The organism is Methylibium sp., assembly GCF_013817365.1.
GTDB lineage: Bacteria > Pseudomonadota > Gammaproteobacteria > Burkholderiales > Burkholderiaceae_C > Methylibium.
Genome location: NZ_JACDCU010000096.1, coordinates 1 through 10722, shown reverse-complemented (window position 1 = coordinate 10722; position 10722 = coordinate 1). Strand labels below are relative to the sequence as shown.

Genomic DNA, 10722 nt, shown 5'->3' with positions numbered 1-10722 from the left:
AAGCCGAGCAGCCGGCCGTCGCCTGAGACGAAGCGGGCTTCGAGACCCGCTTCGTCGGCGTCGACTTCCCAAATGCCGGCAGCGTCGATCGGCGGCGGGCACACCACGGTCGGACAGGCGGGCGTTTTCACGACCACCGGCATGGCCGGGTAGGCCAGCGGCGTGCGGGTGCCTGCCAGCGTGGCGGCGAGCGCGCGTGCCTGCTGCATCAGCGGCATCACGTAGGGCAGGCAATGGCCTTCGACCTGCGCGCAGTCGCCGATGGCGTGCACGTGCAAGGCCGAGGTGGTGAGGTGCCGATCGACGACGATGCCGCGCTCGACCGCCAGGCCGGCGGCGGCGGCCACAGAGGTGCGCGGGCGCAGGCCGATGGCCGAGAGCAGCAGGTCACATTCGAGCGCACTGCCGTCGGTGAGCTGCAGGCGCAGCCCACCGCCCTCGCGGTGATCAACGCGTGCGACCGCCACGCCGAAGCGAAACGCCACACCGGCGGCTTCGAGTTTTTCGCGCAGGCGGCTGCTGGCCTGCGGCGGCAGCAAGCGTGAGAGCGGTCGGTCGGCGAGGTCGAGGACCATCGGTGCCACCCCTCGGTGCAGCAGGTCGTTGGCGAACTCGCAGCCGATCAGGCCGGCGCCGAGGATGCAGACCTGCCGAACCCCTTCCAGGCGTTCGGCAAAGCGCGCGTAGTCGTCGATGTCGTTGACCGAGAGCACCGCGTCCGCCGCGTCCCCGGCCAGCGAGAGGCGGATCGCATCGGCGCCGAGTGCCAGCACCAGGTCGCGGTAGGCGAGGCGCTGGCCATCGTCGAGGGTGATGCCGCGTGCCGCGGTGTCGATCGCCGCGACGCTGCTGCGCGCGAGCACCGTGGCGTTGAGGTCGGCGGCCATCGTGGCGGCGGCCTTCATCACCAGCGCGGCCGGCGACTTCTTGCCGGCCAGCGCGTTCGACAGCATCGGTTTCGAATAGAAGCCGGCCTCGTCGCGGCTCACCACCACCAGCGGCGTGGTGGTGTCGAGCTTGCGAAACTCGCGGGCCAGCGTGTAGCCGGCCAGCCCGCTGCCCAGGACGATCACCGGAGCGCTCATCGGATCTCCCTCATCTCGAAGTCGCTCTTGGCGACGCCGCAGTCCGGACACAGCCAGTCTGCGGGAATGTCTTCCCACCGGGTGCCGGGCGTGATGCCTTCGTCGGGCAGGCCCAGCGCTTCGTCATAGATGAATCCGCACACGCCGCACTCGTACTTTTTCATGAGGCGATTTTGTCCTGTGTTCGTGAGCCGCTGCCAGTGGTGCGAGGCAGGCAGGTGCATGTCTAGAATCCACGACCCATTGCCGCACCGCACCATGAGCAGCCAAACGTCGCCCGCCGACCGTCCCCCCGCCCGCAAGCCGGTGACGCTGCACACCTTGCGCGAGATGCACGCGCGCGGCGAAAAAATTGCCATGCTCACCGCCTACGACGCCAGCTTCGCCGCGCTGGTCGATGCTGCGGGAGTGGACTGCATCCTCGTCGGCGACTCCCTCGGCATGGTGCTCAAGGGCCAGCCCAGCACACTGTCGGTGACGATGGAGCAGATCGGCTATCACACGCGCAGCACCTCGCGTGGCACCCAGTCGGCCTTCCTGATCGCCGACATGCCCTTCGGCAGCTACCAGGAGAACCCGGTCCAGGCCCTGCGCAATGCCGGCACCCTGATGGCTGCCGGCGCGCAGATGGTCAAGCTCGAAGGCGGCGGCTGGACGCCGGAGACGGTGAACTTTCTGGTCGAGCGCGGCGTGCCGGTGTGCGCGCACCTCGGCCTCACCCCGCAAAGCGTGCACGCGCTGGGCGGCTACCGCATCCAGGGCAAGGACGAAGCCGGCGCCGCAACGCTGCGCCGCCATGCCAAGGCGCTGGCCGAGGCCGGCGCCGCGATGATGGTGCTCGAACTCATGCCCTCCACCGTGGCCCGCGACGTGCAGGCCGACAGCCCGGGCCTCATGACCATCGGCATCGGCGCCGGTGCCGGCACCGCCGGCCAGGTGCTGGTGCTGCACGACATGCTCGGCATCACGCGCGGCAAGCTGCCGCGCTTCGTGCGCAACTTCATGGACGGCCACGCCTCGATCGAAGCGGCCGTGCGAGCTTACGTGGCCGCAGTGAAGGACGGCAGCTTCCCCGACGAAGCCGTCCACGCCTACTGAGCTTTCCGGGTTCACGAAAGCCGCGCGGTCTGCTGCCCGGCCGTCAAGGAGGCCAAGAGCCGATGCGCATCGTTCACACCCTTGCCGAGTTGCGCGCCGCGCTGGCCGGTGCACCGGCGCCTGCCTTCGTGCCGACGATGGGCCATCTGCACAAGGGCCACCTTGCTCTGGTACGACTCGCCCGCGAGAACGGCGGGCCCGTGGCGGCCAGCATCTTCGTCAACAGGCTGCAGTTCGGCCCCAATGAGGACTTCGACCGCTACCCCCGGGACCTGGGACGCGACTGCGAACTGCTCGAAGGCGCAGGCTGCGACCTCGTGTTCGCGCCCGACGAGCGCGAGCTCTATGCCGAGCCGCAGACTTACACGGTTCAACCGCCCGCCGAACTGGCCGGCATTCTGGAGGGGGCCTTTCGTCCCGGCTTCTTTACCGGCGTGTGCACGGTGGTGATGAAGCTGTTGCAGTGCCTCCAGCCGCGCGTCGTCGTGTTCGGCAAGAAGGACTACCAGCAGCTGATGGTCGTTCGCGGCATGGTGCGGCAGTTCGCCTTGCCGGTCGAAGTGCTTGCCGGCGAGACCTTGCGAGCCGAAGACGGCCTGGCCCTGAGTTCGCGCAACGGCTATCTGAGCGCGAGCGAGCGCGCCGAGGCGCCGCAGCTCGCCGCCACGCTGCGCGAGGTGCACAGGCAACTCGCAGCCGGCGCGCGTGACTTCGTCGACGTCGAAGGGAAGGCGATGGAGCGACTGCGCCAACGCGGCTGGGCGCCGGACTACGTTGCGGTACGGCGTCGCGTGGATCTGCAGCTGCCGCAGGCGGGGCTGCTTGACGAAGAGCCGCTGGTCGTTCTGGCGGCGGCCAAGCTCGGTCGCACGCGCTTGATCGACAACCTCGAGCGTTGATCAACGGGCGGTCGCGGACGGGTCGGTCTGGAGTGCAGCCGCGCGCTCTGAGCCGGCGACGACCTCGGTGTCCACGAAGTGCAGCGCCAGGCTGGGGCCGGAGGCGGCCAGTCGTCTGAGCAAGGCGCGAATGACGACGAACGCCGCCAGCATCTCAAGGAGTTCCTCCAGCGGCGTGATCACCAGGGCAGCGCGGATCTGCTCGCCCGAAAGGCCGAGCACCTTGTTCGTCACGATCTCGATGCCGGCCCCGCCGGTGACCAGCAGCACCGCACTGAGGAACATGGCGCCTCGCGTCGGGCGGTCCAATCGCAGCACGAAGGGCAACATGGCGGCGCCGACGATCGCCACGAGCGTCAGGCTCAGCACGTCGATGCCGCGCGGCGTGCCGACGGCGTAGTGCAGCAGCATGTTGAACTGCTCGTGCAGCGTCGCCGCCTCGTCGATCGAAAAGTAGCAAAACGCCAGCGCCACCGCGCTCCAGAGAAGCACCTCGCGCGGTTCGCGCCGCGCTGCCACGGTCGCCGTCGCGGTGGCCAGCACCGCCGCTAGGCAAGCAGGAACCAGCAGATGCGCCGTATCGAGATTTCCATGGTGTTCGGCCGGGATCGCAGGTGCACTTTGGCCAGCCTAAGCGAAGCGGCGGCGGCACGCACCTGTCGTTTGCGACCTTCTCGGTGCCCTGCCGCACGCAGCAGCGCGGTGGGCACGGCCCCTCCGGACATGACGTATCGGACCCCGTGGCATCCTGCGCTTCGCCGGCACCTCCGGCCGAAGCCCGGAATTCATCGCTCCTGCGACATGCCGACAACCCCCATCACCCACGACCCCGAAGCGGCGCCCGTTGCGCCCAAGCGGGCCAAGGACGTCAGCGTCCACGGCGAGCGCCGCATCGACGACTATTTCTGGCTGCGCGAGCGCGACGATCCGCGCGTGCGCAAGCACCTCCTAGCCGAGAACGCGCACACCGCTGCCTGGTTCATGCCGCACGCCGCCCTGCGCAAGCAGCTCTACGAGGAGATGCTCGCGCGCATTCAGCAGGATGACGAGGACGTGCCCTGCCGCGACGGCCGGTGGTGGTACTCGAGCCGCACGCTGGCCGGCCGCCAGTACCCGGTGGAGATCCGCCGCGCGGCGGCCGGCAAAGAGCGGCACTTCGATGCCAACGCCCCCGACGAGGTGTTGCTCGACCTCAACGAAATGGCTGAAGGCAAGCCTTATCTGGAGCTCGGCAGCTTCGACGTGAGCCCCGACGGCCGCTGGCTCGCCTTCTCGCTCGACGAGACGGGCGGCCTCGACTACACGCTGCACGTCAAGGAGCTTGCCAGCGGCGCCGTGCTGCCGCTGGCCATCGAACGCACCGAGGGCGCGGTCTGGGGCAACGACAACCGCACGCTCTACTACCTCACGGTCGACGAGGCCCGGCGCGCTCACCGGTTGTGGCGTCACCTCGTCGGCAGCGGCCGGCCCGACCGCCTGCTGTTCGAAGAGCCGGACGAGGCGTTCAGCCTCGGCCTGGGCAAGACGCGCGACCATCGGTACGTGGTGCTGCAGATCGACAGCGCCGACACCAGCGAGGTGCGCGTGCTCGACGCCGACCGCGCGCTCGCCAGGCCCAGGGTCGTGCTGCCGCGCCGCAGCGGCATCGAGTACTCGATCGACCACCGCGAGGGCCTCTTCTACCTGCTCGTCAACGACACCGGCCGCAACAACCGGCTGGCGAGCATCGACGCGCGTCGACCCGACCTGTCACGGGCCACCGAGCTGATCGCGCACCGCGGCGACGTGATGCTCGAAGAGGCCGACGTCTTCGCGCGCCACCTGGTCGTCACCGAAAGAATTGCCGGCTCGTTGCAGCTGCGCGTGCGCGACCTTGCCAGCGGCGAAGAGCACCGCGTCGCCTTCGACGAGCCGGTCTACAGCGCCAGCGGCTTCGACAACGCCGAGTTCGACACCGTGCAGTTCCGCTTCGAATACACCTCGCTCGTCACGCCGGCCACGGTCTACGACTATGACCTGACGATCCGCGAGCGCGTGCTCAGGAAGCGCGAGCCGGTGCTGGGCGGCTTCGACGCCTCGATCTACGCCAGCGAACGCGTCGACGCCACGGCCCCGGACGGCACGAAAGTGCCGATCTCGCTCGTGTACCGGCGCGATCTCCGGGCGAACGCAGGGGCGAACACGAAAGCGGACGAACACACGCTCGAACAAACGAACGAGGCCCGCCCGCAACCCCTGCTGCTTTACGGCTACGGCAGCTACGGCATCCCGAGCGAGCCGGAGTTCTCGTCCGCGCGGCTGTCGCTGCTCGACCGCGGCGTCGTGTTCGCCATCGCCCACGTGCGCGGCGGCGGCGACCTCGGTCGCACCTGGCACGACGCCGGCAAGATGGCCGAAAAGCACCGCAGCTTCAGCGACTTCATCGCCTGTGCCGAGGCGCTCATCGAGCAAGGCTGGACCGAGCCGTCGCGCCTGATCATCAAGGGCGGCAGCGCCGGCGGGCTGCTGGTCGCCGCCGCGGTCAACCAGCGGCCCGAGCTGTTCAAGGCCATGGTCGCCGAGGTGCCCTTCGTCGACGTGATCAACACCATGCTCGACGAATCGCTGCCGCTCACCGTGGGCGAGTTCCTCGAATGGGGCAACCCGAAGTTCGCCGAACAGTACGCCTGGCTGCGCGCGTGGAGCCCCTACGACAACCTGCGGCGCGCCGCGTATCCGGCCATGCTGCTGGAGACCGGCTTCAACGACAGCCAGGTGCAGTACTGGGAGCCCGTCAAGTACGCGGCGCGGCTGCGCACTCTGAAAACCGACGACAACCCCGTGCTGTTGCAGATCAACCTCGACGCCGGTCACGGCGGCGCGTCGGGGCGCTTCGACGCGCTGTGGGAACTGTCGCTGAGCTTTACCTTCATGCTGGATCAGTGGGGACTGGCACGGTGATGCGCTACGACTCGGCGGCGTTCGGTGTGATGCGTTGCACGACATCGCAACACTGGACGAACGCGATTTCGGCATCTATCGGACGGCGCGCGGAGCCCATCTGAGCAACGTGCTGGCCAGGTCCAGGCCTCGCGTGAGGCGTCGAAAGCCGCCGTGATGCCGGGGCATGCGCGGCGGCGAGCTCGCATGCCGCACGGCCTTGCGGGGCGCTGCAGCCGCTACCATCGACGCGCATTGTCCGGCGACAACCCCGAGCGTGGAGGCGAGCGATGACGGTGATCGTGGTGGCCAATCCGAAAGGCGGCGTGGGCAAGTCCACGCTTGCCACCAACCTCGCAGGCTATCTGGCGCGCGAGGGGCATGCGGTGATGCTGGGCGACGTCGATCGCCAGCAGTCGTCGCGCACCTGGCTCGGGCTGCGCCCGCAGGCCGCGCCTGCGGTGGCCGGCTGGGAAGTGACGATCGACCGCCTGGTCAAGCCGCCGAAGGGCACGACCCATGTGGTGCTCGACACCCCCGCCGGGCTGCACGGCAGGAAGCTCGACGCGGTGATGAAGCTGGCCGACCGCGTGCTGGTGCCGCTGCAGCCGAGCATCTTCGACATCTACGCCACGCGTGACTTCATCACCGAGCTTCTGGCACGCCGCAAGAGCGAGCGCGTCGCCATCGCGGTGATCGGCAACCGGGTGCGCGAGGGCACCATCTCTGCCGATCAGCTCGAAGCCTTCCTGGGCACGCTGGGCGTGCCGCTGCTCGGCCACCTGCGCGACACGCAGAACTACATCCACCTCGCGGCCCGCGGCCTGGCCTTGTGGGACGTGGCGCCGAGCCGGGTCGAGAAGGATCTCGAGCAATGGCGGCCGGTGACGCAATGGGCGCAGGCCGAATGAGGGCTGCCGGTCTGCCCCGCAATCCAGCAGGGCGCGGCGCCCGGTCGCCGTCTGCGGCGCCTTGCACGACATGAAAACCTTCGATCGCCTCACCGAGCTGCAATCGCTGGTTGGCGCACCTCTCGGCACGAGCGAATGGGTTCTCGTCGAACAAGTGCGCATCGACCGCTTCGCCGCGGCCACGGACGACCACCAGTGGATCCACACCGACGCCGAGCGTGCGGCGGCCGGCCCGTTCGGCGCGACCATTGCGCATGGCTTTCTCACCCTGAGCCTGTTGCCGGCCTTCTTCCAGACCGCCTTCGCGGTGGCCGATACCCGCATGGGCATCAACTACGGGCTGAACCGGGTGCGCTTCACCGCTCCCGTGCCGGTGGGCAGCCGTCTTCGAGCGCATTTGCGCCTCCTCGCGTACGAGCCCATCGCCGGCGGTGCGCAGCTCACGGTCGAAGCGACCGTGGAGCGCGAAGGCGCCGACAAGCCGGTCTGCGTGGCCGAATCGCTGACGCGGCGCTATCTCTAGCTCTAGCCGCTGGCTCCAGCGTCTCAGCGCTGCGGCCGGAGCCCGTGTTCCGGGGCAGGGGCCACCCCCAGAACGCCATGGGCCGGCGTGGTGCTGCGCCGCTGCCCTCCGCTACCATGGACGCGGGTTCACTGGAAAGCCGCCGCGATGAAAGTGCTGTTGATCGACGATCACCCGCTGATCCTGTCTGCCCTCAAATCGGTGATACAGGGCCTGGGCGACGACGTGACCGTGGCCGGTGCGAACAGTGCCGCCGCGGCCCGAGCCACGCTGCAAGAAGATGCTGAGTTCGACCTGGTGCTGCTCGACCTGCAGCTCGGTGACGCGAACGGCTTCGATCTCTTGACCGAGCTGCGCGCCGCCTACCCGGCGCTGCCGGTGGTGGTGGTCTCGGCATCCGACCGCACCAGCGACGTCATCCGCGCCATCGACATGGGCGCCATGGGCTTCGTGCCCAAGCGAGCCAGCAACGAGACGCTGTTCGAGGCGCTGCGCCTGGTCATGTCGGGTGGCATCTACGTGCCACCGATGACGATGGGCACCGATGGCGGCAACAGCGCCGACAGCAGCGCGGCTTCGCCGGCCGATGTCGACACCACGCCGGGATACTTGCGCGTGGTCGGCGCGCAATCGACGCAAGGCGGCTTTCAGCAAAACCCGCCCAGCCTGGGCGCCATCGGCCTGACGCCGCGCCAGACCGACGTGCTGGCGCTGCTGTTGCAGGGCAAACCCAACAAGCTGATTGCGCGCGAACTCGGCGTCTCGGTCGAGACGGTCAAGGACCACGTGGCCGCCGTGCTGCGCGCGCTCAACGTCAACTCGCGCACCCAGGCCGTGCTGGCCGTGAGCCAGATGACGCAGCAAGCCGGCGGCATCACCGCCTGGCGGCGCAGCGGGCGTTGAGCATGGCCGGCACCGCCGCAGCGGTGCGTAAATCCGCCACCGCCGACGTCCCGGCCGCTGCCGTCATCGGTGCGAGCGCTGTGTCCAGCCCTGTCGCCGGTGCCCATGGCGCCACCGGCGCAAACGACGTGCCGCACACCCCGCCCGCCTCGCGTGCCGAACTGCTGCCCGATGCGGTGCGTTTCGCCTATGCGCAGGGCCCCGTTTCGTTGGGCGGCAACATGCTCGGCGCCGTCGTGCTGGTGCTTATCTTCTGGCCGGTGGGGCCGCGCACCGAGGTGCTGGCCTGGGCGGCGATGTTCGCGCTGCTCTGGGTGCTGCGGGCCGTCACGCTGCGCGCCTATCACCGCGCGGGCGAAAGCGCTGCGCGCGACGCCGCGCTCACCTGGCAGCGCCGCTGGAACGCGGGCGCGCTGGCGTCCGGAGCGATGTGGGGTCTGGCGGGCTGGCTGTTCTACGGCGAGGGCGGCCCCTTCCACCAGACCACGCTGCTGCTCACGGTCTACAGCTACTGCGTCGGCGCGGTGGCGATGCTCGCCTCGCAGTACCGCGTCTTCTTCGCCTTCATCTCTTTGTGCTTCCTGCCGACGATCGCGCGCGTCGCCACGCACGACGACCCCAAGGCACTGCAGATGGCCGGCGTGGTGGCGCTGATCTACGGCATGTCGATGTTGCTCGGGCGCACCTACCGCCGCAGCTTCGCCGAGTCGGCCCAGCTCAAGCTGCGCACCGAGCGCCTGGCCCAGCAACTGCTGGTGGAAAAGGCTGCGGCCGACCAGGCCCGCGGCATTGCCGAGGCGGCCAACCGGGCCAAGACCCAGTTCTTCTCCGCTGCCAGCCACGACCTGCGCCAGCCGCTGCACGCCATGGGCCTGTTCGCCGAGGCGCTGCGTGCCAAGAGCCGCGGCGACGAGGAAGTGACCCACTTGGTCAACAGCATCAACAGCTCGGTCGATGCGCTCGAGGGCTTGTTCAGTGAACTGCTCGACATCACCAAGATCGACACCGGTGGCGTCGATCCGCGCCCGGAGCACTTCGCGCTGCGCGACGTGTTCCAGCGTCTCAAGCTGCAGTACGAGCCCACTGCCTTCGAGAAAGGCCTGGCCCTGCGTTTTCGCGGCGGCGACCTGCCGGTGTTCGGCGATCCGGTGCTGGTCGACCGCATCGTGCGCAACCTGCTGTCCAACGCCATCCGCTACACCGAAGACGGCGGCATTCTGGTGAGCGCGCGGCGGCGCGGCACGCAGGTGCAGGTGCAGGTCTGGGACACCGGGCTGGGCATTGCGCCGGCCGAGCAGTCGCGCATCTTCGAAGAGTTCTACCAGGTGCAGGCGCATGCGCCGCTGCAGGCCAACCAGTCCAAGGGCCTGGGCCTGGGCCTGGCCATCGTGCAGCGCCTGGCCCGCCTGCAGGATGCGCCGCTCGCCCTGGCCTCGGTGCCCGGGCGCGGCACGGTGTTCACGCTGACCCTGCCGCTCGGCAAGCCGCCGCGCCCGCAGCCGCTGGCGCCGGCCGCGCGCAAGCCGGGCCTCGGCCTCACCCTGGAGCGCCGCGACATCCTCGTGGTCGAAGACGAGCCGGCCGTGCGCGAAGGTCTGGTGGTGCTGCTCAAGGGGTGGGGCGCGACGGTCCACGCCTTCGAGTCGGTGGAGGCTGTCGAGGCCTGGGCGCGCGGCGAGCCGCCGGCGCCCGACCTGGCCATCGTCGATTACCGGCTGCCGAACGGGCGCACCGGCACCGAAGCGCTCAAGAGCCTGCGCACCGCCTTCGGCAGCACGCTGCCGGCCATCCTGGTGACCGGCAGCACCATGAGCGGCCACGAGGAGGAAGCCAGCCGCGACGACTTCCACCTGCTCATCAAGCCCGTGGCGCCGAACAAGCTGCGCGCGATGATCGCGTTCAAGCTCGGCGTGCGCTGAGAGAGCGTTGCCGCGATTCTCTCGTCGGTGGGTGGGCGGTCGAGAGTCCGACCGCGGGCGTGACGCACCGGCACGCGGCAAGATCGGCCCTCCTTGCCGCGCACACGCTTCATGTCCCTGACCACCAAATTCATCTTCGGCCTGAGCCTGCTTTGTTCTGCGGCGGCCGCACGCACCGCCCCCTTCGCCTACATCACCAACCAGGGCGATCACAGCGTCTCGGTGGTCGACCTAGCCACCCGAGAGATCGCGGCGACCATTCCCGTGGCCAAGTCGCCGGCCGGCGTGGTCGCGGTGAGCCCGGCCGGCAAGGTGTTCGTCACGGCGCCCGACAGCAATGCCGTCTCGGTGATCGACATGCGCACCCAGCGTGTCATCGACACCTTGCCGGCCGGCAAGGGCGCCGTCGGGATCGACGCCTCGCCCGACGGCACCCGCGTGTACGTGGCCGACTGGTTCGGCGCG

At 69.3% G+C, this 10722-nt stretch carries 11 protein-coding genes; 8 read left to right on the top strand and 3 right to left on the bottom strand.

Annotation, left to right across the window (positions count from 1 at the left end; translation table 11 throughout):
• Both H0W38_RS08210 and H0W38_RS08205 read right to left on the bottom strand, forming a co-directional pair.
• Positions 1-1085 (bottom strand): FAD-dependent oxidoreductase (locus H0W38_RS08210; protein ID WP_292452775.1); only part of this gene is annotated, 1085 nt, incomplete at its 3' end.
• Entirely contained in the window at positions 1082-1249 is a 168-nt protein-coding gene (locus tag H0W38_RS08205; RefSeq protein ID WP_292452773.1) for a rubredoxin, read from the bottom strand. The genes H0W38_RS08210 and H0W38_RS08205, both read right to left, overlap by 4 nt.
• Before the next feature lie 94 nt (positions 1250-1343).
• On the opposite strand from H0W38_RS08205, the gene panB reads away from it, so the two are divergent.
• Complete coding sequence (gene panB / locus H0W38_RS08200; protein ID WP_292452771.1) at positions 1344-2183, top strand: 3-methyl-2-oxobutanoate hydroxymethyltransferase; 840 nt, start codon at positions 1344-1346, stop codon at positions 2181-2183.
• A 62-nt stretch (positions 2184-2245) separates the two neighbouring features.
• A complete protein-coding gene (gene panC, locus H0W38_RS08195) occupies positions 2246-3082 on the top strand; it encodes a pantoate--beta-alanine ligase (protein WP_292452769.1) in 837 nt (278 codons plus the stop codon).
• Here the strand turns inward: panC and H0W38_RS08190 are convergent, their stop codons facing one another.
• Positions 3083-3625 (bottom strand): hypothetical protein, encoded by a 543-nt coding sequence (locus H0W38_RS08190; RefSeq protein WP_292452768.1) that lies wholly within the window; start codon positions 3623-3625, stop codon positions 3083-3085.
• Positions 3626-3883: 258 nt separating this feature from the next.
• Between H0W38_RS08190 and H0W38_RS08185 the strand changes: the two genes are divergently transcribed.
• The 6 genes from H0W38_RS08185 to H0W38_RS08160 all read left to right on the top strand — a co-directional run.
• Positions 3884-6022, top strand: coding sequence for a S9 family peptidase (locus tag H0W38_RS08185; protein WP_292452767.1), 2139 nt, complete (start codon positions 3884-3886; stop codon positions 6020-6022).
• A 269-nt stretch (positions 6023-6291) separates the two neighbouring features.
• Entirely contained in the window at positions 6292-6912 is a 621-nt protein-coding gene (locus tag H0W38_RS08180; RefSeq protein ID WP_292452765.1) for a ParA family protein, read from the top strand.
• A gap of 70 nt (positions 6913-6982) precedes the next feature.
• Positions 6983-7435, top strand: coding sequence for a MaoC family dehydratase (locus H0W38_RS08175; RefSeq protein ID WP_292452764.1), 453 nt, complete (start codon positions 6983-6985; stop codon positions 7433-7435).
• 147 nt (positions 7436-7582) lie between these two features.
• The gene (locus H0W38_RS08170; RefSeq protein ID WP_292452762.1) at positions 7583-8338 is read left to right on the top strand and encodes a response regulator transcription factor; all 756 of its coding nucleotides are present in this window, start codon (positions 7583-7585) and stop codon (positions 8336-8338) included.
• Positions 8339-8340: 2 nt separating this feature from the next.
• Positions 8341-10257 (top strand): ATP-binding protein, encoded by a 1917-nt coding sequence (locus H0W38_RS08165; RefSeq protein ID WP_292452761.1) that lies wholly within the window; start codon positions 8341-8343, stop codon positions 10255-10257.
• A 111-nt stretch (positions 10258-10368) separates the two neighbouring features.
• The coding region (locus tag H0W38_RS08160) for a YncE family protein (protein ID WP_367161751.1) at positions 10369-10722 on the top strand (354 nt) is incomplete at its 3' end.